Below are 21,588 nucleotides of genomic sequence, written 5' to 3' on the forward strand. Positions count from 1 at the left end.
TCACACTTAATTATTTTTGCAAGAACCATGCCAACTTTGATAACCCTTTCATTAAGCCAAAAAAATTTATAAGTGTATGCTTAACCATACACAAAGCGTCCGAATTATGTATGATAATTCGGACACTTTTACTTCTTACTGTAATTTTTTTAGTTTTTCATACAATGTCGAGCGCTGTATGCCAAGCTTCCTGGCCGCAGCCGCCTTGTTTCCGGCTGTCTCTTTTAATACCTGAAGAATTCTTTCCCGTTCCTGCTGTTTCACATTTTGTCTCAGCTCATCCAATAGATTCCCTTGTTGGGGTGCTTTCGCTCGCTCCTGCTTTACTCCCGTTTGTTCATGCGGTTGGTGAAAACGTCCGGGAATCTCCGCTTTTGTTATCATGCGCTCTTCTCCCAAACTGACCAGCATCTCAACGGTATTAACCAGCTCACGCACATTTCCCGGCCATTCATAATTGATCAGAAGATTCATCGCCTCAGCCGAGAATTCCATTGGCTCCAATTTAAAGGCCTGACAAAAGGATTGCAGATGATGCTCGAGAAGAACGGGAATGTCTCGTTTCCTTTTACGAAGCGGAGGAATTTCGAGCCTGATAATATTCAGGCGGTAATACAGGTCTTCCCGGAAGGTTCCTTCCTGCACCATCTGTTCCAACGGCCGGTTGGTGGCGGCAATGATCCGCACATCAATGCGCTGGCTTGTTGAACCCCCTACCCGTTCGACCGTCCGCTCCTGAAGAGCGCGCAGAATTTTTGATTGCATGAGAGCCGGCATGTCCCCAATTTCATCCAGAAAAAGAGTTCCTTTATGCGCCTGTTCAAACTTTCCGGGCTTGCCTCCCTTTCTGGCTCCTGTAAACGCACCCTCTTCATAGCCAAAGAGCTCCGCTTCCAAAAGGTGTTCCGGGATGGCAGCACAGTTCACGCTGACAAACGGACCTTCCGCAAAAGGGCTGGACTGATGAATCGCTTTGGCGAACATCTCTTTTCCCGTACCGCTTTCTCCCGTAATGAGGACCGTAGACGGCGTGCGGGCGGCTTTTTTCGCCAGCCTTTTAACCGCAGAAATTTCTTCACTGACCCCGATAATATCCGTATAGGATGTTTCATCGGCATCCATCGCTGCATCAGGAAGGGTCTTTTCCGTTACTTTTCTCGAAAGCTCCTGCATTCTTCCAAGGATATTGTACAGCTCGCTCACTCCGTGAAAGATCAGCATGCCGATGGCACCGACTACTTCATTTTCCTTCACAATTGGAATCCTGTGAACGACCATATCCTGCCCCTGGATACGCTGGATAAACCCTCTCTCCTCGATGCCGGTCTTTGCTACTATATGAAGTCTCGTATTTTCAATCACTTCCGTCACATGCTTCCCCAGAACTTCATCCCGACGCTTTCCGACAAAACGGCAGTACGCTTCGTTAAACTCAAGGACGATGCCGTGTTTATCAATCACCGCGATTCCTTCGTAAGCGGTTTCCAAAATGGTACTCATCGTTTCAGCCGTATGGACCGTCTCCTGAAGCTGACTTAGGTGAAAGAAATAAGAATGCAGAATATCGGTCTTTGTCAGGATTCCAATGAGTGCTCCTGTTTCATCCACAACCGGAAGGCGCCCTGCCTTAATGTGCCAGGCTTTTGAGATTGTATCTTCAGGGCCGATCGTGATGACGTCCCTTTTCATCACCTCTTCCACAGCTGTTTCACCCGTATACCCACCAAGAAGAGAGCGAACAATTCTCGTTTTCGTCACAAGTCCGATTAACTTCTGCTGTTCAAGAACCGGCAACCCATCAATTCTGTACTCATTCATCATTTGAACCGCTTCTCTTAACATGGAGGTTCTTGTTAAGGAGAGCGGATTCTTTGTCATCCATTTATATACAGGCTCTGTATTTTTCACACTGCCAAAATTCATTTCCAGCGTCTTTACACTGTCATTCAAAGAGGTCACCGCCTTTCTATCTATTATTATAAGGGATGACGCAAGATTCAGTGAATGAGGTGCTTGCATTAAAGTCATGGCAGGTATATCTACCAAACTATTTTCAAAAACACCGTAAGGATCCGAGGGCCGCCTGCTGATCATCGGTACCCTTGCCTTCCTGTTTACGGATCTGCGTACAAAAGCAAAGCTGGTTGTTATCTCCAACATCGCGAGCCAGCGGGCTGCGAACTAAAAAATAAGGCAGACATCCAATGGATGCTCTGCCTTTATTTATACCTTTAACGATGAGAAGGCCAAGCCCCCTGCATTTTTCTGATTAAGAGAATCTGACCCGTATGATAGGCATCGTGCAGCATGATATCCAGCAGTTTTGGTTCTAGCGAATCCTCATTAAGATCCCCGTCAGAAGTTTCACTAAGCGCCCTCCTTAATCCCAGCTGCGCATTTTCTGCGCGCTCCACCACGCTCTTCCATTCCTGATCATTGTTGGAAGGCTCGGTAAGCATAAATGTTTCATCTCCATCCAGGTTGTTCGTCCATTCACGGCCCTCCATTCTGGCAGCCGTCCTCTCTTTATAATAGATTAGATGATTGACGTTCTCCCAGATGGATTTCGTTGCTTCGCCAGGCGGTCTCCAACTCGCCTGTTCAGCAGTTATTCCGTTAATCGCGTCCTTAAACGGAGCATACCAGCTCTCCTTGTCATACGTCGTATCCAAGACATTTAATAGTAAATCCACTCGATTCAAAGCCATCTCCTCCTTGATTATCTTTCCTTGGGGTTATGCAAACCTTACTTTCTCGATCAATCAGTTGAATCCCTGCTGTTTCTCTGGAAAATTCACCCCCATAAACTTCCGGTCCATTACCAATTATTTATAGAGTACATATACGGGGTGGGTTTACACACTGACAAAAGGAGGCTCAATGATGGATGACTATGTAAAAGATGCGCTGCAGGAATGGAAAGAAGAGCTGCTGGGCCAAAAGAAAGATTTTGATGAAGAATATGAAAAAGTAAAAACGGAACTCCAGCTCTATTCCTATAAATTCGGGATTACCAAACAAGTTCTTCAGTCCACGATTAACGAAGAGATGATAAAAAATATTAAAGCCAACTATCAAGAGCCATTCGAAGAGAAATACAATGAACTCAAGGCTCAATTAAAAAAGCTTGAAGATAAGCGCAACGTTTACAACATGTTTGTCGAAAAGATCGAACAGGCAAATCCCGTTAAATAACACATGAACGTAAGCAAACCTCACAGGCTATAGGCGAGGTTTGCTTCTTTATGATGACCATCAGCGGTCAGCCCCTGCTACATGTTGCGGAAAACCGGTTTTCCCGCAGTCTCGTAGCGCAATAGCACCGATCCGCTTGGGAACGTTCTGGATTCAAGCAATTGCAGGGCCATTGGTATCGTTCCGGAATCGAAGAACCGTTTTCCTTTTCCGAGCACTACTGGAAACTGCCAGATGTTCATGCGGTCAATCAGCTCGTGACGCAGCAGTGACTGGTTCAGGTCGCTGCTGCCAACGACATGCACCTCTGAATATTTCTCCTTGAGCAATGGCACACTTACAGCCACATCTGCATCGAGCAGCTTTGAGTTGTTCCAATCCACGCTCGATAATGTGCGGGAGGCGACATATTTAGGTTTCTCGTTCATCAGCTTCGTAAACGGATTGCCGGATGGAGCCTGCTGCCAGTATGGCGCGAAGATTTCGTACGTTTTGCGGCCGAGCAGCAACGCGTCAAGCTTCGAATAATCATCGGCGATCAATTGTCCAGACTCCGCACCGGCATACGGTGCCTGCCACCCGCCATAGCCGAAACCGCCCTCACGATCTTCATCGAGCCTTCCCGGAGCCTGAATAACACCATCCAACGTCATGAACATATGCACAACCAGTTTCCCCATGTCCTTTTCATCCTTTCAAAATAGCACTTTAGGATAATAAAAAACTCATTTAGTAGTACAATTTCAACAGACAAAGATATATTCCTTGTTGAAACGAACTCTGTCAGTCGACGCTCCATTGGATTTTGGCAAAAAAAAAAAATGACGAATGCCAATTCACTCGTCATTTCTATTCATATATTTTGTTTTACCGGCTGACTTTAATGTACTGCTTCACCACGTCAAATACATATTCCTGACAGGCTGCCGCAGTATCCGGGCTGTATTTTCCGCCGTTCACCTTGTTATTGGAAAGAACACGGATTCCAAGGAACGGAACATCATAAGCTTTTGCAATCTGAGCTGCAGACGCCCCTTCCATCTCTTCAACGGAGGTTCCATACGTTTTGTGGAACCATTTGATGCGGTCAACTTCATTGTTCCACACATCTGCTGAACCGATTGTTCCTTTAACAATCTTCCCTTTATTGTACGTTTGCTTTACAGCTTTGGCCGCTGAAAGCAAGCTTTTGTCTCCCTCATAAAAGCGAGGCTTCTCCGCATTCGGGTCTTCTCCAGCACTGCCTTCTGAGGCCATTAAATCCATCGGCTTCCATGCTGTTGGATCGATGCCTTCATTCTCAGCTTTATCCCCAGTTTTTAACGAGCCAAGGTTAACGGTTCTTTCTCCCAGAACAATATCAAACACGTTCAGCCTGGCATCATGCCCTCCTGAAGTCCCCTGATTGATGATCGCTTTTGGTTTGTATTTTTCAATGGCAATTGCCGTTGCCGCTGCCGTGTTTTCCATGCCTTTTCCTGTCTTAGCCACGATCACAGGATAGTTGTTCAGCTTCCCTTTATAAAACACAAATGTGCCGGATTTCTCTACTTTTACATGCTTCAGCTTTTTCGCGAAATTTTCAGCTTCTATAGGCATAGGTCCCTGAATAAGGATCGGACGCTGTTTTGCTTCTGCGATTGGAGCCTTGGTTGAAAACGTTGTCCAACCTGTGAAAAGCAAGGCAGCCACCATCAGCAGGATCCCCGCCCCCGTCCATTTAAACCTGTTTTTCTTTTCCATTGAAATCTCCCCTTTGTTCGTCTTTTGCTGCGAATGGTCCTTCATACACCGTAGAAAACAGAAAAAAGACCCGGATCACTCTCTACCATCCAGACCAAAGTTAAAGCTCTATTGGAAATCTCTAGTTAAATAGAAAATCCCCATTGACTTTAACTCGTAGTCCGGTTCTTGCTTTGGGAACCAGGTAGAGACGCCCAGACCATATTACCGGGCATATACGAGAATATTCACTTGATTACGGTGTAACTATAACAAACTGCTCAGAAGGAAGCAATAAAAAAACACGAACTTTATTAAAATAAACATTTAAAACATTCGTATTTTCAAAAGTTTGAAATTTATGGTATGACTGTTAAATTAAAAAAGAGATTGGAAGTTTCTCTGCCGTTTACTATAATCAACAAAACAACCATTTTGAGGGAGAAGATTATTATTGGAGTTTTTAGCTCCATTTGCGTGGTCGGAACGAAAGAGAATAACAAAAATAAAATGTCAGGGTTTATTTCCCCTGACATTTCACTGATCTCTTTTTTGCTTCACGTTTATGTTAGCTTTTTCACCATATAATACTGCTTCTGATCCGGCCCCGGGTATCCCTCAACAACTCCAACCACCTCAAACCCGTACTTCTTGTAAAAACCAGGCGCCTGAAAACTCAAGGTATTCAGTTGGATTTGCCGGCAGCCATGTTCGCGTGCAACGTCTTCCATCCGTTTCAGCAGTTCTTCACCGTATTTCTTGCCTCTCAAGGACTCATCGAGCCATAAAAAATCTACGTACAACTGGCGCCAGGCAATCTTTCCGGTGATTCCTCCGAGAATGCTTCCTTCATCATCCCTTGCCATGAAGCTGACGTTTTTAACCGGATGTTTAAGGTCGTCCGGTACATTGGCCATATTGAATTCAATGAGTTTACTGCGTATATATTCGCTATCTTCCTGATTCCATTGCTGTGTAATGTTCACCCTTTTATAACCCCCGTCTTTCTATCATCATCAACCGATTTACTTTTTCACAAGCTCATAGCCATTCTGTTTAACGGCGTACTCCACACCTTTTTGCAGACTCGAAAAGGATTTCGTATCATCCAGATTGATCGCTGATTTGACAATCTGGAGCGTCACATCCGGGGAAATACCCACCAGGTAGCCATCTGCGCCAAGAAGCTTGATGGCCTGTATCACTTGTATGATACCCTCTAGGATATGGTCATCCACATTCTTTAGTCCTGTCATATCGATCAACATAAAACGTGCTTTTTGCCTCATAAGTTCATACAATGCTTTTTCAATTAAATCCGCCAGCCGCTCTTCATTGAACTTTCCAATTAAAGGGATGACGAGGATGTCATTCAAAACGGGGATAACAGGAGTCGAAAGTTCCTTAATCATGGAAGACAATTCTTCTGTACGGTTATTCACCAAATTCTCCAGTTCCTGAATGCTTTCCCTTTCTTTCCTTCTCGCCAGATCATGAATGTTGTCCGTCACCGTAAAACTGGTTGGGAAAATTTCAATCTCTTCCATAAGTTTCTCGTCTGTTACCGAGCTGCTCGTCACCTTGTACCACATATCCCGCTTAAAGATTCCGGAAAAGATGCCGGCCCAATGGCTGGGTAATAATGAACCCTTTTCCCCTTTTAAAATCCGATGTTCCCAACTGTTTGTCAGCCGGACCACTGCCGTTTGATCTTCAAGTGAAAGATGGATAACTTCATAATTTCCCCATCCCGCATTTCTGTAAATATTGCTGTATTCGGAATAAAGATGATCAATGCCTTTTCTCCCGCTGTAATAGGACGTAACAAGACTGCCCATGCGATACCCTGTGACCTGATATACAGTTTGTGAAACATCCTTGCCGGAAACCTCTTCGATCGTTTTTAAAAAAAGTTCAATCGCAGAATCCCAGAACAGTAAAGTAGAAGCCCCATCAAACGTGAAAAGCCCATTTTCCTGATTCCACTCAAAAATATTGTCGTTCACTTGAAAACTGACTACGGGTTTTGTCATAGAATAGTCTCCTGTGGGAAATAAGTTATACTTTCATTGTACTTAAATAGTCTTTAAATTCCAATCTATCTGAAATTTCTTTTTTTCAAAAGACCAGGTTGACAGGTACCTCACGTTCCGTATATGCTAGTTAACATTATCCTAAACAACGTACTTTTAAACGCAATGAACGGGAGCAGTAAGAGTGATGACATAGAAGCAGAGAGCTGCGGATTGGTGAAACGCAGACTATGAATCCTTTGAACTCGCCCGGGAGCAGCAGGACAGAAAGAATGATTTCTTATGTTTTGACGATTAACCTTCGTTATCAGGTTTTAAAAGCAGGGTTCCTTTTTTCAGGAATCAACTAGAGTGGTACCGCGGTCAGCCCAAGGCTAATCGTCTCTTTTCTCATCACAGGAGAAAAGAGACGATTAGCCTTTTTTAATTGATTAGGATGCAGATTGCAGAGGGAGAGGTAAGAACGATGGAAAAACACACCAAGAGTTTACGGCGCACCATGACCTCACGTCACATTATGATGATGGCATTGGGCGGCAGCATTGGAGCAGGTTTATTTAAGGGCAGCAGTGCAGCCATTGATACGGCTGGACCCGCTGTGGTATTGGCCTATTTAATTGGAGGCATTATTCTATTATTCATTATGCAGGGACTTGCCGAGATGGCGGTTCAAAACAGCAGTGCCCGTACGTTCCGTGACCTGGTCCAGTCGGTGCTGGGCGTATTTCCCGCCTACTTTCTGGATTGGATCTATTGGAAAATGTGGGTGCTCAATATTGCCGCTGAAGCGGTCGTTGCCGCGATTTTCCTCCAATATTGGTTTTCAGAAACACCGATCTGGGTACTCGCTCTCATGGTTTCAGTCGCCGTTACAGTCATCAACTTGTTATCGGTTAAGATCTTCGCAGAAACTGAATACTGGCTTGCGTTGATCAAGATCAGTGTCATCGTCATCTTTATCGTTGCCGGGATTCTATTATTGTTCGCATCCTTTGGTCATCACACCGCCCCTTCCTTCTCCAACTTAACCGGACACGGCGGATTCTTTCCAAATGGACCGACAGGCTTGATCACCGCTATGCTCGTTGTCATCTACTCATATGGCGGAACAGAGATCATTGGTGTGACTTTGGCTGAAACGAAAAATCCGGAAAAGGTCGTGCCTAAAGCGGTACGAAGCACATTGACGCGTATTATCGCCTTTTACATTTTTCCATTCTTTATCATTGTCGGGTTGATTCCATGGGATAAGGTTAACGGAGTGAATGAAAGCCCGTTTGTTATGGTGTTTCAATTGATCGGAATCCCGGGAGCCGACCATGTGATGAATGCCGTCATCCTGCTTGCGATCATTTCCTCGATGAACTCAGGGCTTTATGGTTCCTCCCGTGTTCTCTTTACTCAGGCCGTTGACGGACGGGTGCCTAAGATTTTTGCTCAGCTATCTTCGAAAAAGGTGCCTGTCTATTCCATCCTGATGTGCACGGCCTCCCTGTATGCTGGTGTATTGCTTTCCATTTTTGCCGGCAGCAGCACCTTCACCTATTTAATGGGGTCGCTCGGTTATACAGTGCTGTTCATCTGGCTGATCATCGCCTTTGCCCACCTGAAGTCGCGCAGTGGGAAAGAACAGCTTTCCGGCTATTATGTAAAATGGTTTCCGTATACAACATGGGTGGCAATTATCGCCCTTCTGGCCATCCTGGTCGGCATCATCATGACAACGTCTCTTATTATTACAGGTGTGACACTCGGGATTTACCTATTGATTTCCCTGACCTATGTCATACGAAGAGATACCCTCACATCCGTACAGCGTATTGGGGCTTAGTTCAGCAAAAAACGTCCTCGGCTGGGGACGTTTTTGCTGTTAACGTTTCTACTATCGCCATCACTTAAAGCTCTCTGCCTCTCCCGTTACCATTCCATTATTCATCAGCGCCCTCCGGCGGTCGTGGAGGACCAGCAAAATGATAATCGCCATTGTCACACCTAACACGATTCCAGACTCCATGGTGAGCACACGTGCCAGCGGGTACTCTGGAGCAGGCCGTGCATTGGAATGAATCCCAGTCAACAGGTCGTAGGTGTTGTAAGAAAACAACATTCCTGAAGAAATCCAAGTTACCGCCATGGGAAGGAGAAACCCAAGTGATCCCCGGCGAGTGGTCAGCATAAGCAAACTCCAAGCACCCGCTAAAGACCATGCGCCCATACTTAACGTCAACAAGTGCCACCACACATCGCGGTTATCCAACAGAGCCGGATCGATTCCGATGGTGCCGCCCACTGCCCAGTATAGCTTGAGAGCACCGAGCAAAAAGCTCCCTGCAGCGACGAGCTTACCCAGCTTTACTTGCAGCTGACGGTTGTCTCCATGCAGTTCTCCATAGTCAATCGGACCAGTTAGCGCCTCGGGCCACCTTGCTTTGACGTACCCCGCCAGAGCAATAGGCAGGAGAATACCGACTCCAACCAAAGAGATCATGACAAAGAGCTGCTCATAGACCCAGAATTCTGCAGCACCCGCTTGCTTATCTCGGGTAATCGCGGCAGGACCAAGAACCGGTGTCAGCAAAAGCAAGGGAATAAGAAGACCGGTGCCTGCCCACACGGGTAGAGCCACCAACCACGCTGGCAGCTTCTCACCCCACGGTCTGCAAAAGGCCATTGCCAGCAGGATGCCAACCGCAGCAAGAACCGCGGTAGTTGCATTGATCATGCGCCAACTGGCATCACCCATTTGCTCTGTCGGAAGCAAGAGGCCCAAAGACCAGACAATTTTAATCAGCAAATACGGTGTCACAGCCAGTGCAGCCCCATAACCGCAAATCCTGCGCATCTTCAACCATCGCGAAGTTGTCAGCTTTCCCCTTATTACCATGTCATTGCCCCCAGTAACAATGCCTTTTTTTCATTTAGAGCTTTACAGGAAAATGACCTATCCAAAGTAATCCCTCCTGTTTGTTTCCTTTGTTAATATACGTATCACCCCACCGATCTTTAACCACTAATTTTTATTCGATTAGTAATCTTACTCCTTTCCAACAATTATTAGATAGTTTCCACAGATTCCCTTTTAATTTTTAAAAATTCTTATATCATTTCTTTCATGATTAAATTGCAGCATCATGGCCAAGCCGGACACATCATAAAAAAACCATCCTAAATTAAGGACAGTTTTTGAGTTAATTATAGTTTCACCCAAGAGTTTCCTATTGCTTAAAACGTGTATCCATTTGCTTTTCTACATTAAAATCGTAATCCACGAGGACTACGGTGTCCACACGATACTTGGGCTTTAGCTTGGTGTTATTAAAATAACCAAGAGCAAAATCAAAGAAACTGGCCGCTTTTTTTTCATCGCCCGCTTCGGCCTGAATAATGAACAGCTTTTCCCTGTCATTTACAACAGCGCCTGTTGCTGCAATATAACTGTCCGGACCCGTTTTGAAAGTATTTCCAACATCATCAAACATATGTGAATCAAATTCTTTTTTTATTGCATCTTCAGCCTTGGTGTTATTCATGTCAGGTAATTCACTGTCAGTTGCAACCGTTGTACTGGTCTCATTTTGCAGTGCCTGTGGATGGTTGGAAAGATTCCGGCCCACACCAACATAAATACCAGCTACAACCACTAGACAGATTATAAATAGATTAGGTCCTCTTTTCATCTCCGCATCACCATCTATTCATTCGTCGTTTCAAAAATTACTTTCTATTTTTAAAACTATTAAAAATAACAAATGAAAAAAGCAGAAAGATCACAATCCCAACATTAAACAGCAGGTTAACGATGTCATTCATCCTAACCCTCCTGTAATTTTAATTTCCCTTTACCCGTAATTCTCAACGTAAGTAAATGACTGACTGTCTTCTGAATCATTTAATTTAAATCTTGAGCTAATCGAATCATATCCCTGCATTGTATTCCGTTCTCAAAAATCTCTTCCGTATAGTGCCTGATGAAAAAGTCCCGATCAACACCAACCATCCTGAAGCCGCATTTCTGGTAGAGCGCCAATTGCGTAATACTCGAATTTCCAGTACCAATCTCAATCGTTTTATAGCCTTCTAATTTAGCCGTGCTAATTGCGTGGATCACTAATTGTTTCCCAAAACCTCTCCCCTGCTGACTTTCAGCGACAGCCATATTTACCAGCTCTACCGTTTCAGGCCTTGTTGGAAGCAGCACATACACCCCTATCAGCTGCTCCTCACTTTCCACAACATAACATTCACCTCTATTGACATATGCCTCCACGATTTCTCTTGAAGGATCGGCCAATAATAACAATGCCATTGGAACCTTTTCATTCCTGTTGAGTTTCCTGATTTTCACCATTAATCACCCCTCTTGCTTTAAACTTTTTCACTTACCTTCTTCTTATCATTTTTTTCCGGCATAAAAAATAGTAAAAGGCCTACAGCCAAAGCCAAACCCAATATAAAAATTAAAGAGAGTTGAAAGCTATGAGCTGATCGATCCAGGGAATGCCCCATACCCTTAAGCGCAAAGTAAATGCTTCCAATTATACTGACACCTATCGCCTGTGCAATAACTGTGACCGTACTGAGTACCCCTGATGCGGTGCCAGCTTCTTTGGCTTCAGTATGCTTAAGGATTGTACTCACCAATGGCGTAGCAACCAGCCCCTGTCCGATACCGGAAATGCCCATTGCAATGATGAGATGCTGCCAGACCAAATTTTCTTGAAAATAATAAAAAGTCGCCATTAACATCCCTACTCCAATAACCATAAGTCCAGCCCCAAGGCGAAGAGTGTGTAATTTCCATTTATCAATCATCTTAGGGACTATAAAAGACCCTATGAGGAAGCCAATACCAAGAGGGGTGTAGGAATATGCAGCCTGTAATGCAGTAAACCCCAGTTCCTCCTGAAGATAAAAAGCCATGATAAAAAACGTGGCTGCGTTTCCGCTGAAAAATGAAAAAACAATAAGCAGACCCACTGAAAAAGCTTTATTCTTAAAAAGCCTGAACTGCACTAAAGGCATTCCACTGCTTTTCCTTCCTAATTTTTTTTCATACAATAAAAAGCTAACAAACAGAGCAAATGATAGTACCAGATAAATATACTTCTTTACCGGCCAATTCAAATCATGTTCACTTATAATAGGAATAAGGAAGAACAACAATGCGCTTCCTAAAAGAGCTACACCTCCTAAATCGAGGTATTTTTCCTTTGCAGAGGACTGAGATCGAATCAGATATACAGCTCCAATCAGAGCAAGCACTCCGATTGGAACGTTAATCAGAAATATCATTCTCCATCCTAATTGAAACAGATTAAGCTTTAGCAGCAGTCCTCCTGCCACTTGTCCAACGATTGTTGATATTCCAATAACCGCACCATAAGTCGACATGGCTGTTTTTCTTTCATCCTCCTGAAAACTGTTCTGGATGTACGCTAATACTTGGGGCACCATGAGAGATGCAGTTATCCCCTGAATGATGCGGCTTCCAATCAGCATAAAAGGTGTTATAGAGATACCGCATAATACTGAGGCGATTGTAAAGCCAAGCATTCCTATGATAAATAATCGTTTTGCTCCAAATATGTCTCCTAACCTGCCCCCAGTTACTAAAAAAATTCCGTAAGCAATTGTGTATCCGGCGATAATGAATTGAATTTCAGCCGGATCAGCATGAAGATCAGTGCTAATAGTCGGTGCTGCTACATTTACAATGAATGAATCCAGCATCGTCATAAAAGTGGCTAAACAAACGACCGCCAAGGCCCACCAGCGCATAGGATCAGGTGAATCCCCATTAGTAACATAAGCAAGCTCCCTTTTCTCATTCCTCATCGTCATCACCTCAAAACCCGACTTTAAATTAATAAAAAACCAAATAACCACAAGTCCTTTTCTCCCTGAATACCATTCAATTTAGGAGCGATGTTGAAACTTCAAATAAAACTTTGTCCTTACTATGTATTTCTTCATAATTGCATTTGTTCCTTGTAAGGTATATGTACAGAGGAAAAGTACTGGACAACTCTTTCTAAATTTTCTTCTACCATCCTCCTTTGATTGACATAGGAGGATGGTAGAAATAAACAACCATTCCTATTCTCGCGGTGCTATTAACAAAAACTTACTTAAGTGAGTCATTCATCCCCTCACTTATTAAAGAATTTGACACAAAAAAATGGCTGGGGGTTTCCCTCAGGCCATTTTCTCATTGTTTCATTAATAGTCGTTAAAGTGATGTTAAGAGTTCTTTTTTAGATGACTGAAGGTTCGGCAATCTCAAAAACATTCCCAAAGGGATCTACAAAAGCTGCATAACGAGCTTCCGTAGGTTTTTCGTGTAAAAATTGAATACCCTTTGCCTTCATTGCATCAAACTTTTCCTTAATAGAATCTACTTCAAACACTAAGACTGTTCTAGCCTCGTTGGAGTAATCTCCCACCTGTCCATTCTTTTCGCACTTAAATGCAACGAGTTGTGTACCTTCTAACTGAAAAATCAGTTGATTTTCCTTCTCCACGATTAAAGGTATATTTAGTAGATTTGCATAAAACCATTTTGCTTTTGTAATATCTGAAACAAATATCATAATGTTCCCTAATTTCATCTGGCGTTCCTGCCTATTCCTACTAAAGATTTATGTATCGTAAGCCAGGGACGGTCTTCCTCCCAATGAACGTTAACCGGCATTTTATACGCTTCTGATAATGATTCACTTGTTAGTACTTTCCGCTTGAGTCCTGATGCAACAATTTGTCCATCTTTAAGCAATAAGACATGTGTGATGACATCTGAGATCTCTTCAATATGGTGAGTCACATAAAGCAAATGGCAATTCTTTTTGACGATGTCATTCATCAACCCCAGTACTTCTTCACGAGAATACACATCTAATCCGGTACACGGTTCATCGAGGATGAGAATTTGTGGATCACACATTAACGCACGGGCAATGAGTACTCTTCGTTTTTCTCCTTGCGATAATTTATTGAATGTCTTCCCATTTAAATAATCCAAGCGAAGGGCGGTTAGTAACGAATCAGCTTTTCCCCAGTCTTCTTCCGTAACTTCTTCATATATCCCAAAGGAAGCGAATTTGCCACTCACCACAACTTCTTCCACTGTTTCCTGTTCTAATAACTGTGAAAACTTTTCCAAAGAACTGCTTACATATCCAATTTTCTTTCGCAGGTTAGGCAGGTTGGTCTTGCCGAATTCATTTCCCAGGACAGTAACCTTTCCCGTTGTTGAAAAATGATAGCCCGTAACAATATTTAATAAGGACGTTTTTCCAGAACCGTTTAACCCCAGAATGGCCCAATGTTCATTTTCTTTTACTTCCCAGTTAATCTCACTTAATATATTTTGTCCATCTCTTCTCCATGATACATCTTCAAAGCTAATCACTTTCTCCACGACATTTCACCTCAATATGTATTTAGACTATGCTTCTCCTTGATCCTAAACGAATACAAAAACGAACCTCTGCATGATAAGGTTCGCCTTGAAAACTAGACATTAAAGAATTCCATTATAAGCGTTTTCAATTATTTCTTCTATATCTTTGCTGCTGGTTAACCGTGGATTTATTAATACATTTCCACTTCTCATTGAGTCTTCAACCAGTTTTGGCAGTTCATCTAAAGATACGTTAAGATCTTTTATATTGGACGGTATATTTAATGCATCATTTAATTTAATAATTGCCTGAATGGCTAATTCAGCTGCTTCCTTAACAGGCATCCCATCGGTCTTTTCACCTAACGCCTTTGCAATGTCCGCCATTTTTTCAGGACATGCCGGTAAATTGAATTTCATTACAAATGGCAATAATGTAGCATTAGCGATTCCATGAGGCACATTAAATACACCGCTGAAAGTATGTGAAATAGCATGTACATTTCCTAAGCGCGACTGAGAAAAAGCAGCTCCTGCAAGCATTGAAGCTACCAGCATATTTTCCCTGCTTTCAATATCCGTGCCAACAAAATAAGCCTTCTCAATATTGTCTTTAATCATTCCAATGGCATAAATGGCTAAAGCTGCACTAGCAGGATTTGAAGTTTTAGAAGTATATGATTCAATGGCATGCGTTAATGCATCCATTCCGGTTGCAGCAGTTATCTCCATTGGTAAACCAACAGTAATTTCTGCATCAAGAATTGCATATTTGGGATAAAGGAACGGACTGATTATAGCCGCTTTAAAATGACTATTTGTAGTAACAATTGTTGAGGAAGTGACTTCACTTCCTGTTCCTGAAGTGGTCGGCACAGCTATAAGGGGAAGTCCCTCATGTGGTATCTTTCCAACACCCTCGTAATCAATAATCTCGCCTGAGTTTTTTGCCATAACAGCAATACCTTTTGCTGCGTCTATGCTGCTTCCGCCGCCCACTGCTAATACACTATCCGGATCAAAATCCTTTAATTTTTTTACACCTACCATAACATTTGCGCAACTTGGATTAGCTATAACTTCATCATAGACTTCAAATAAAATGGAAGATTCATGTAATGAACTTTCTATCGCTTGTAGAATTCCAGCATTCCTCACGCCCTTATCCGTTACAAGAAATACCTTTTGATATCCCAATAACTGAAAAAATTCACCGATCTTTTTAGCCAATCCCCTCTCGGTTCGAACCCTTGTTGGTACCTGAAAATTAAAGTCCATAATAACCTCGCTTATTGTATAGTGGTCAACTACTCCAACCTCATTCCTCTTGCCAAAAGAAAATTTACCCAATAAACAAACTAAGATTTTTATTTATTATAATCTTAACTAATACCCCTATCAAGACTTGTAGAGATTATTTATAGAATTATGTAAATATTTAAACGACTGATGAGCATGGAAATACTCTGTTAAGGACTACACCACCATCTGGAACAACTATACCGCTCGTAAGGCACAGCTTGGACAATCTACTTCAATTAGATTGCCATTTGAATTACTTTTCATATATGATTTCTTTTGTCAAAAAATCAATCAATCCCTCTAATGAGCCTATAAATTGCTCAACCATGGGTAGATGATAAAATGTACTGGTTGTAAATAAGTTATTGATTTCATTATCAGATGAATAGAGAATTACCCTTTTACCAAGCCCTAAAGCTATACCTAATTCAATGTGGCTGCTTTTTCCTGCGGGTAATAAAATAACGATTAAATCAGATTCTTCCACCGCAGTTTTCTCTGATTGCCCAAGCAGCTTTAGGTGTTCGAGTGTTGAAGCTTTTTGAAGTGTCCAATCGTATGTATGTATATAACCCTTCTTTTGTAATTGTTTACTTACCTGACGGACTTGTTCTATATTTTTGAAACTTGAAGCTATATAAAATTTCACTTCCCTCGTCCTCTCTCAAACCTCTGCTTTAGCTAATAACTTAAATTATATTATCAGTGTTGTCCTGTGACTGCATTTTATCTTTACATTACATATTTTACCGCACAAAAATATAAGGTATTGGATTTTAGTCCAATGCCTTTATAGCTTTAATCATATTTTTTATAACTCATTTAGCTCTCTGCATTTTGATTCACTTTATATAATTACACATCCCCTATTTAATTTCCCGAAGAATCTTAGAGCTTCACAAGCGTTCTTCCACGTACCTTACCATCTAAGATGTCCTGCAGCACGTCAGGAAGTTCTTCTAATGAAATTTCATTCACCATGTCTTTGTCTAGTGAAGTCGGTTTGAAGTCATCACCGAGGCGTTCCCAAACCTTCAATCGTCTGGACATCGGGCATTCAACAGAATCAATGCCGAGCCAGTTAATTCCTCTTGAGATATACGGGACAACGGTTGTATTCACTTCAATCCCGCCTGTTAATCCACAAGTTGCCACTGATGCGCCGTATTTCAAGGTTGTTACTATATACTGCAGGGTTTTTCCTCCTACAGGATCAACAGCTCCCGCCCATTTTTCATCACGAATGGGCGTTGGATCATGATCGATAATGTCATCACGGTTAATGACTCGTTTTGCCCCTAACCCTTTTAGATACTTCTCTTCTTTTCGTTTTCCTGTACTTGCGGTTACTTCGTATCCCCTGTTTGCCAGTATGTTCACTGCAATGCTTCCCACTCCACCTGTCGCACCTGCTACCAAAACAGGTCCGTCGTGGGGCTCCAGATCATTATCCTCAAGCCGCTGAACCGATAATGCAGCAGTAAAGCCTGCGGTGCCAAGGATCATGGACTCTCTTAACGTCAATCCTTTTGGCAGAGGCACCACCCATTTTGACGGCACGCGTGCGATCTCACTAAATCCGCCATGGCGGCCAGTACCTAACTGATAGCTGGTGACAATGACTTCATCTCCTTCTTTAAACCGATCATCCTTTGAATGAATCACTGTACCGGCCAGATCGATACCAGGAACCAATGGGTAGGATTCAACAAACTGCTGCTGCAGGGCAACCGCACCGTCCTTATAGTTAACGCTTGAATAAGCCACCCTGATGGTTACTTCACCTTCTGGAAGGTCCTCCAGATGCAATTGCTGAACTTCCAGCTTTGTTTGGTTATCTACCTTATCTAACACCATCGCTCGAAAAGATTCCATTTCATCGTCCCCCTTCTGTAGTTGAGAGCAACTCCTTCATATCTGTCGTATTCCCCTGATAGGGACCGTAAGTAACCCATGGATGTGTTTGTTTTTGTTTTTTTGCAAAATGCATTTGCTATACTGTATATACATCCGGATAGTAAAGCAGGTTAGTTCAAAATTCTTATAATTAACTAGGGGGCAAACATGGTTAAATTAGAAGAAATGAAATCAGATGAGTTTCAGAAATATCTTAGTTATGCGATTAAAAACTATGCAGATGAACATGTAAAAGCTGGTAACTGGGGTGAGCGGGAAGCCATTAGTAAAGCGACTCTAGAATTCGAAGGACTTTTACCAGATGGAGAGAAGACCGTTAATCAGAAGCTATTCATTATCCGGGACGAGGAACAAGAAGTGGGTATGATCTGGCTTGCTAAAGTATCACCGAATAAAGGATTTATCTATGACATAAATATCTATGAAGGCTATCAAGGCCGTGGTTATGGCAAAAAGGCCATGATAGAAATAGAAGAGGTTGCAAAAAACTTAGGAATAATTAATATAGGACTTCACGTCTTTGGCCATAACAAACCCGCACGAGGATTATATGAAAAATTAGGATACATAGAAACAGACATTTTAATGGCAAAAGACATAAAATAGGAATAAAAAATAGCCCTTCTCATCCTTGAGGGGCTATTTTTAAAGTAATGAAAACACTTAGTTCACAGAATTCTTTAGCAGCATATCTCTTTCGTGTCTTTCAATCGCCAGGGCGATCAATTTGTCGATAAGCTCACTGTACGAAATGCCGCTTATCTCCCATAGCTTCGGATACATGCTGATTTTCGTGAAACCGGGGATCGTGTTCACTTCATTAATGATGATGTCCTTCTCATTCACGAAGAAATCCACCCGGGCGAATCCTTCACAGTTTAATGCCTGAAAGGCTTGGATGGCTGTCTCCTGGATCTTGGCTGTTAACGGTTCGCTCAGCTTTGCCGGGATTTCCAATACCGCCCCGTTCTCATCGATATATTTAGCCTCATACGAATAGAACTCTCCGTTGGAAACAATTTCTCCAGGTACAGAGGCGATAGGATCTTCATTGCCGAGTACCGAGCACTCGATTTCTCTACCATTGATTCCTTCTTCAATTAATATCTTATGATCAAAGTTAAAGGCCTCTTCCACCGCCCGCGTAAATTCCTCTTGTGACTGCACTTTACTGACCCCCACTGAAGAGCCTTGGTTTGCGGGCTTGATAAATAGCGGTAATCCTAAATCCTTAACTACTGTTTCAAAGCTTATTTTGTTTTTCGTAGCGCGGGTATAGGTATGTGACTTGGCTACCTTTAATCCCGCATCTTTCAGGAGCCGCTTCGCTATATCCTTATCCATACATACCGCAGAGCCAAGAATGTTTGAGCCGACAAAAGGAATGTTCGCCATCCTGAGCATTCCCTGAATGCTTCCGTCTTCACCTAGAGTTCCGTGAAGGATAGGAAAAACAACATCAAGCTGGCTTAAACCTTTCGTTGAATTTAAACTCAGCAACTGATTTTCGCTTTCCCCGGGAACAACCGCAATTCCATCATTGGTTTTATTCAGCTCAATTAACTTTGCGTCGTCTGCGTTAAGCAGAAATTGAGAAGCATTATTTAAATGCCATCTACCTTCCTTATCAATACCGATTAATGTGACTTCATATTTATCTTGATTGATCGCTTCGAGCACATTTTTCGCCGACTGTAAGGAAACTTCATGTTCTGCCGACTTTCCGCCAAAAATCAATCCAACCTTTTTCTTATCCATTCAAACACCGCCTGTCGGGAATCTTACCTCAGTATATATCATCGTCATTTTATTTGATTCATGTTAAAAAAATTCGTTCCCCACTTCTTTTATATAACCGCGTTCTGAAAAAAGGAGGATTAGTAAAAGTTGAAAAGAACTCTTTTAAGAATCTTGTAAAGCGAAAAAATAAAGGAGATGGTGGATATGAAGTTCCAGAGAATGGACCATGTGGGTGTCGTCGTAAGTGATCTGGAAGCAGCCAAAACGTTTTTTCTCGATATAGGACTTGAAATGCTGGGGGAGTCCGAAGTGGAAGGCGACTGGGTCGATCGGATCATTGGGCTTACTGATGTTAAAGAGACCGTTGTTATGTTCGGGACGCCAGACGGCGAGACAAAGCTGGAATTGATAAAGTTTCATTCCCCGTCAGCCGAAAAAGGGATCCAGCCAACTTTAACCACGTTGGGTATTACTCATATTGCATTCGTGGTTGAAGACATTGAAGGTATTGTTGCCAAATTGAAAAAGAAAGACACAGCAACTGCTGGTGAAATTCAGCACTATAAAGACATTTATAAGTTATGTTTTGTACAGGGACCAGAAGGAATTATTTTAGAACTGGCAGAGAGACTCAAGTAAAAGCCACTCTTACCATTAAGTGGCTTTTGTATCACGCTGTAAATATGATTCGAGTCTGGTTTTTACCGATGGCCATTCACTTTCTATTACGCTGAAAAATACCGAATGACGAAATGTCCCGTCTTTCCGTATCATATGGTTCCTTAATACCCCTTCCTTCACCCCGCCTATTCGTTCGATGGCTTTTTGCGAGCGGATATTTTGGTCATCGGTTTTAAATTGAACACGTATTATGTTTAGTATTTCAAAGCAATACTTTAATAATAAATATTTACATTCTGTGTTAACTGGAGTTCTCCATACCGAGGGGGTTAACCATGTCGATCCAATCTCTAACCCTTTATGTCTCGGAGAAATTCCAAGAAACCGTGTGGAACCAATAATTCTATCATTTTCGCGAAGTGTAATAACAAAAGGAAATTCGGTTCCATGTTCTTTATTTGCCAAGGCTTCTTCAACTAAGGCTTCCATTTCCTCTAGTGTCTGAATCTCCTTAGATAAATGGGTCCAAATTTGTTTATGGTTACCTGCCTCAAACAAGCCTTTGATATGGCTTTTGTCCATGGGTATAATCCGAACATGCTCTCCTGCCAGTTCTTGCATTGAAATGTTCACTCTATCCCCCCCTATAACTGATTTAATAGTTTCCCCATCAGAATCGTATTGTAATAGTTTCCATCAGATAAGCGCCTATCGTATTTCAGGACCCCTTCTGTTTCAAACCCCAAATTCTCATAAAGTGCTATGGCGTTATCGTTCTTCTCCAAAACGGCAAGTGATATTTTTTTGATGTCCTGTAATTCAGCCCATTCAATCGATTTTTGAAGGAGACGCTTACCGATTCCGTATCCCCAGAACGCTTTCAACACACATACACCGAACTCAACTTTATGAGAAAGCCGCCGTAAAGAACTTCCTTCACATCTGGAGAAACCCGCGATTCTTCCTTCAACTTCAGCCACCAAAAACAAGTGATTGGAAGCTTTCGAATCTTCCTGTATGATTGACCGGAAACCAGCCTCGTCAATGTACCCTTCGCCTTGTTCCCGGTCCATGTTCTCGGTCTCGCCATCGATTTGCACCCGAACTTCAGATAAATTCTTCGCATCGTATTCCTCAGCGGACCGGATGATGAAGTTCAGCCCCCGGACCGAAAATTCCTTTGCCGTAATCTTCATATCTTATCTGTTCCAATCAACTCAGTTCCATACGAATTATCAACCGCACACAGCCATTCACCTTCTGCGTTTTTCCGAGATACATAGGTTGCCTTCCGTTCCATGGAATAAGTGGTTTCTTCTTTATCCGAGGCAAGCAATGTTTGGGAAAGAACGAGCGCAGTGTCTCCTGCTTCCATGATCACCATCTCACCCTGTTTGGGTTCAATGCTGTTTTTGAAATAAGCAGCAATGGCGATGAAGGCTTTTCTGATTTCAGTTTTTCCCTTGGCCACCATTCCCGGTTTGACCACTAGGACCGCATCCTCTGTATAGTAATTCATAAGGGTATCGAAATCCTCCTGTTTGATGGCAAGATCACACTTTCTTATGATTCCTTTTAATTCATGCTCCATATCCTTTCCTCCTGACTTCCTATAGTAACATCCATTATATTCCTTGATCAGAAGGAAAATCTATATAA

Annotated in this window: 23 protein-coding genes, 1 riboswitch and 1 other annotated feature; of the genes, 4 read left to right on the forward strand and 19 right to left on the reverse strand. The window is 42.5% G+C overall.

The window, feature by feature from the left end:
• Window positions 1-135: 135 nt before the first annotated feature.
• Together QYB97_RS15575 and QYB97_RS15580 are read right to left on the reverse strand one after the other, a co-directional pair.
• A complete protein-coding gene (locus tag QYB97_RS15575) occupies window positions 136-1,923 on the reverse strand; it encodes a sigma 54-interacting transcriptional regulator (protein ID WP_425589815.1) in 1,788 nt (595 codons plus the stop codon).
• Window positions 1,924-2,231: 308 nt separating this feature from the next.
• A complete protein-coding gene (locus QYB97_RS15580; RefSeq protein WP_301166929.1) occupies window positions 2,232-2,702 on the reverse strand; it encodes a DinB family protein in 471 nt (156 codons plus the stop codon).
• Window positions 2,703-2,880: 178 nt separating this feature from the next.
• Here QYB97_RS15580 and QYB97_RS15585 point away from each other — a divergent pair, with 178 nt between their 5' ends.
• Window positions 2,881-3,195 carry a hypothetical protein gene (locus tag QYB97_RS15585; RefSeq protein ID WP_356948187.1) on the forward strand — a complete coding sequence of 105 codons (315 nt, stop codon included), beginning with the start codon at window positions 2,881-2,883 and terminating at the stop codon, window positions 3,193-3,195.
• A 77-nt stretch (window positions 3,196-3,272) separates the two neighbouring features.
• Here QYB97_RS15585 and QYB97_RS15590 read toward each other — a convergent pair whose 3' ends face one another.
• From QYB97_RS15590 to QYB97_RS15605, 4 genes are all read right to left on the reverse strand, one after another.
• Window positions 3,273-3,875: a dihydrofolate reductase family protein gene (locus QYB97_RS15590; protein WP_301166930.1), complete on the reverse strand. Its 603-nt coding sequence runs from the start codon at window positions 3,873-3,875 to the stop codon at window positions 3,273-3,275.
• Between the two features lie 187 nt (window positions 3,876-4,062).
• Window positions 4,063-4,938, reverse strand: a complete 876-nt coding sequence (locus QYB97_RS15595) for a 5'-methylthioadenosine/S-adenosylhomocysteine nucleosidase (RefSeq protein ID WP_425589812.1) — start codon at window positions 4,936-4,938, stop codon at window positions 4,063-4,065.
• Between the two features lie 137 nt (window positions 4,939-5,075).
• A riboswitch (purine riboswitch) is annotated at window positions 5,076-5,179 on the reverse strand.
• Window positions 5,180-5,480: 301 nt separating this feature from the next.
• Complete coding sequence (locus QYB97_RS15600) at window positions 5,481-5,903, reverse strand: GNAT family N-acetyltransferase (RefSeq protein WP_301166931.1); 423 nt, start codon at window positions 5,901-5,903, stop codon at window positions 5,481-5,483.
• 39 nt (window positions 5,904-5,942) lie between these two features.
• Window positions 5,943-6,950 (reverse strand): STAS domain-containing protein, encoded by a 1,008-nt coding sequence (locus QYB97_RS15605; RefSeq protein WP_301166932.1) that lies wholly within the window; start codon window positions 6,948-6,950, stop codon window positions 5,943-5,945.
• Window positions 6,951-7,106: 156 nt separating this feature from the next.
• Window positions 7,107-7,339: a binding site (T-box leader), on the forward strand.
• A gap of 77 nt (window positions 7,340-7,416) precedes the next feature.
• Between QYB97_RS15605 and QYB97_RS15610 the strand changes: the two genes are divergently transcribed.
• Window positions 7,417-8,781 (forward strand): amino acid permease, encoded by a 1,365-nt coding sequence (locus tag QYB97_RS15610; RefSeq protein WP_301166933.1) that lies wholly within the window; start codon window positions 7,417-7,419, stop codon window positions 8,779-8,781.
• Window positions 8,782-8,841: 60 nt separating this feature from the next.
• Here the strand turns inward: QYB97_RS15610 and QYB97_RS15615 are convergent, their stop codons facing one another.
• The 9 genes from QYB97_RS15615 to QYB97_RS15655 all read right to left on the reverse strand — a co-directional run bounded on the left by QYB97_RS15615 (window position 8,842) and on the right by QYB97_RS15655 (window position 17,526).
• Window positions 8,842-9,834, reverse strand: a complete 993-nt coding sequence (locus QYB97_RS15615; protein WP_301166934.1) for a hypothetical protein — start codon at window positions 9,832-9,834, stop codon at window positions 8,842-8,844.
• Between the two features lie 331 nt (window positions 9,835-10,165).
• Window positions 10,166-10,627 carry a hypothetical protein gene (locus QYB97_RS15620; RefSeq protein WP_301166935.1) on the reverse strand — a complete coding sequence of 154 codons (462 nt, stop codon included), beginning with the start codon at window positions 10,625-10,627 and terminating at the stop codon, window positions 10,166-10,168.
• Between the two features lie 212 nt (window positions 10,628-10,839).
• Window positions 10,840-11,295: a GNAT family N-acetyltransferase gene (locus QYB97_RS15625; protein WP_301167067.1), complete on the reverse strand. Its 456-nt coding sequence runs from the start codon at window positions 11,293-11,295 to the stop codon at window positions 10,840-10,842.
• A 20-nt stretch (window positions 11,296-11,315) separates the two neighbouring features.
• Window positions 11,316-12,836: an MFS transporter gene (locus tag QYB97_RS15630; RefSeq protein ID WP_301166936.1), complete on the reverse strand. Its 1,521-nt coding sequence runs from the start codon at window positions 12,834-12,836 to the stop codon at window positions 11,316-11,318.
• Between the two features lie 368 nt (window positions 12,837-13,204).
• On the reverse strand, window positions 13,205-13,558 hold the full coding sequence (locus QYB97_RS15635; protein WP_301166937.1) for a VOC family protein: 354 nt from the start codon (window positions 13,556-13,558) through the stop codon (window positions 13,205-13,207).
• Window positions 13,555-14,367 carry an ABC transporter ATP-binding protein gene (locus tag QYB97_RS15640; protein ID WP_301166938.1) on the reverse strand — a complete coding sequence of 271 codons (813 nt, stop codon included), beginning with the start codon at window positions 14,365-14,367 and terminating at the stop codon, window positions 13,555-13,557. Before QYB97_RS15640 ends, QYB97_RS15635 begins: the two co-directional genes overlap by 4 nt.
• 102 nt (window positions 14,368-14,469) lie before the next feature.
• Window positions 14,470-15,627 carry an iron-containing alcohol dehydrogenase gene (locus tag QYB97_RS15645; protein WP_301166939.1) on the reverse strand — a complete coding sequence of 386 codons (1,158 nt, stop codon included), beginning with the start codon at window positions 15,625-15,627 and terminating at the stop codon, window positions 14,470-14,472.
• A 277-nt stretch (window positions 15,628-15,904) separates the two neighbouring features.
• Window positions 15,905-16,300: a group-specific protein gene (locus QYB97_RS15650; protein ID WP_301166940.1), complete on the reverse strand. Its 396-nt coding sequence runs from the start codon at window positions 16,298-16,300 to the stop codon at window positions 15,905-15,907.
• A 239-nt stretch (window positions 16,301-16,539) separates the two neighbouring features.
• Window positions 16,540-17,526 (reverse strand): acrylyl-CoA reductase family protein, encoded by a 987-nt coding sequence (locus QYB97_RS15655; protein WP_301166941.1) that lies wholly within the window; start codon window positions 17,524-17,526, stop codon window positions 16,540-16,542.
• A gap of 189 nt (window positions 17,527-17,715) precedes the next feature.
• Between QYB97_RS15655 and QYB97_RS15660 the strand changes: the two genes are divergently transcribed.
• The gene (locus QYB97_RS15660) at window positions 17,716-18,174 is read left to right on the forward strand and encodes a GNAT family N-acetyltransferase (RefSeq protein ID WP_301166942.1); all 459 of its coding nucleotides are present in this window, start codon (window positions 17,716-17,718) and stop codon (window positions 18,172-18,174) included.
• Between the two features lie 57 nt (window positions 18,175-18,231).
• Here the strand turns inward: QYB97_RS15660 and ddlA are convergent, their stop codons facing one another.
• A complete protein-coding gene (gene ddlA, locus QYB97_RS15665) occupies window positions 18,232-19,326 on the reverse strand; it encodes a D-alanine--D-alanine ligase (protein WP_301166943.1) in 1,095 nt (364 codons plus the stop codon).
• A gap of 186 nt (window positions 19,327-19,512) precedes the next feature.
• On the opposite strand from ddlA, the gene QYB97_RS15670 reads away from it, so the two are divergent.
• Window positions 19,513-19,947 (forward strand): VOC family protein, encoded by a 435-nt coding sequence (locus QYB97_RS15670; protein ID WP_301166944.1) that lies wholly within the window; start codon window positions 19,513-19,515, stop codon window positions 19,945-19,947.
• A 15-nt stretch (window positions 19,948-19,962) separates the two neighbouring features.
• Here QYB97_RS15670 and QYB97_RS15675 read toward each other — a convergent pair whose 3' ends face one another.
• The 3 genes from QYB97_RS15675 to QYB97_RS15685 are packed head-to-tail and all read right to left on the reverse strand — an operon-like array spanning window position 19,963 to window position 21,520.
• Entirely contained in the window at window positions 19,963-20,562 is a 600-nt protein-coding gene (locus QYB97_RS15675) for a GNAT family N-acetyltransferase (RefSeq protein ID WP_301166945.1), read from the reverse strand.
• A gap of 11 nt (window positions 20,563-20,573) precedes the next feature.
• Window positions 20,574-21,125: a GNAT family N-acetyltransferase gene (locus tag QYB97_RS15680; protein ID WP_301166946.1), complete on the reverse strand. Its 552-nt coding sequence runs from the start codon at window positions 21,123-21,125 to the stop codon at window positions 20,574-20,576.
• A complete protein-coding gene (locus QYB97_RS15685) occupies window positions 21,122-21,520 on the reverse strand; it encodes a YybH family protein (RefSeq protein WP_301166947.1) in 399 nt (132 codons plus the stop codon). Before QYB97_RS15685 ends, QYB97_RS15680 begins: the two co-directional genes overlap by 4 nt.
• Window positions 21,521-21,588 lie beyond the last annotated feature (68 nt).

It is taken from the genome of Fictibacillus fluitans, assembly GCF_030418125.1.
In the GTDB taxonomy this organism is placed as follows: Bacteria; Bacillota; Bacilli; order Bacillales; family Fictibacillaceae; genus Fictibacillus_C; species Fictibacillus_C fluitans.

What these genes read in the sequence shown, in the direction of transcription:
- QYB97_RS15575 (WP_425589815.1), bottom strand. Translation starts at nt 1,923, where the DNA reads ATGAATTTTGGCAGTGTGAAAAATACAGAGCCTGTATATAAATGGATG.
- QYB97_RS15585 (WP_356948187.1), top strand. Translation starts at nt 2,881, where the DNA reads ATGATGGATGACTATGTAAAAGATGCGCTGCAGGAATGGAAAGAAGAG.
- QYB97_RS15590 (WP_301166930.1), bottom strand. Translation starts at nt 3,875, where the DNA reads ATGGGGAAACTGGTTGTGCATATGTTCATGACGTTGGATGGTGTTATT.
- QYB97_RS15595 (WP_425589812.1), bottom strand. Translation starts at nt 4,938, where the DNA reads ATGGAAAAGAAAAACAGGTTTAAATGGACGGGGGCGGGGATCCTGCTG.
- QYB97_RS15605 (WP_301166932.1), bottom strand. Translation starts at nt 6,950, where the DNA reads ATGACAAAACCCGTAGTCAGTTTTCAAGTGAACGACAATATTTTTGAG.
- QYB97_RS15610 (WP_301166933.1), top strand. Translation starts at nt 7,417, where the DNA reads ATGGAAAAACACACCAAGAGTTTACGGCGCACCATGACCTCACGTCAC.
- QYB97_RS15615 (WP_301166934.1), bottom strand. Translation starts at nt 9,834, where the DNA reads ATGGTAATAAGGGGAAAGCTGACAACTTCGCGATGGTTGAAGATGCGC.
- QYB97_RS15620 (WP_301166935.1), bottom strand. Translation starts at nt 10,627, where the DNA reads ATGAAAAGAGGACCTAATCTATTTATAATCTGTCTAGTGGTTGTAGCT.
- QYB97_RS15635 (WP_301166937.1), bottom strand. Translation starts at nt 13,558, where the DNA reads ATGAAATTAGGGAACATTATGATATTTGTTTCAGATATTACAAAAGCA.
- QYB97_RS15645 (WP_301166939.1), bottom strand. Translation starts at nt 15,627, where the DNA reads ATGGACTTTAATTTTCAGGTACCAACAAGGGTTCGAACCGAGAGGGGA.
- QYB97_RS15655 (WP_301166941.1), bottom strand. Translation starts at nt 17,526, where the DNA reads ATGGAATCTTTTCGAGCGATGGTGTTAGATAAGGTAGATAACCAAACA.
- QYB97_RS15660 (WP_301166942.1), top strand. Translation starts at nt 17,716, where the DNA reads ATGGTTAAATTAGAAGAAATGAAATCAGATGAGTTTCAGAAATATCTT.
- ddlA (WP_301166943.1), bottom strand. Translation starts at nt 19,326, where the DNA reads ATGGATAAGAAAAAGGTTGGATTGATTTTTGGCGGAAAGTCGGCAGAA.
- QYB97_RS15670 (WP_301166944.1), top strand. Translation starts at nt 19,513, where the DNA reads ATGAAGTTCCAGAGAATGGACCATGTGGGTGTCGTCGTAAGTGATCTG.
- QYB97_RS15680 (WP_301166946.1), bottom strand. Translation starts at nt 21,125, where the DNA reads ATGAAGATTACGGCAAAGGAATTTTCGGTCCGGGGGCTGAACTTCATC.
- QYB97_RS15685 (WP_301166947.1), bottom strand. Translation starts at nt 21,520, where the DNA reads ATGGAGCATGAATTAAAAGGAATCATAAGAAAGTGTGATCTTGCCATC.